Origin of the sequence: Acinetobacter sp. USHLN143, assembly GCF_037145695.1 — a bacterium.
Classification (GTDB): Bacteria; Pseudomonadota; Gammaproteobacteria; order Pseudomonadales; family Moraxellaceae; genus Acinetobacter; species Acinetobacter fasciculus.
On sequence record NZ_JBBCWZ010000281.1, the window covers coordinates 1 to 261 of the forward strand.

General features: G+C 46.0%; 2 tRNA genes. Both read left to right on the top strand.

The features are described 5' to 3' along the window. Positions 1-22 precede the first annotated feature (22 nt). A tRNA-Ile gene (locus WFH18_RS18075) sits at positions 23-99 on the top strand. 72 nt (positions 100-171) lie between these two features. Beyond that, a tRNA-Ala gene (locus tag WFH18_RS18080) sits at positions 172-247 on the top strand. Positions 248-261 lie beyond the last annotated feature (14 nt).

The window sequence follows — 261 nt, forward strand, 5'->3', positions numbered from 1 at the left end:
GTTCTTCATACGATGTATCTGAGGGTCTGTAGCTCAGTTGGTTAGAGCACACGCTTGATAAGCGTGGGGTCACAAGTTCAAGTCTTGTCAGACCCACCAAATCTGACTAACGAAGCATGAAAGTGCTGAAGCAAACAGAAACACAACGATACATTGACTTATTGATAAGCTGGGGACTTAGCTTAGTTGGTAGAGCGCCTGCTTTGCACGCAGGAGGTCAGGAGTTCGACTCTCCTAGTCTCCACCAAATTTCAAGATCAT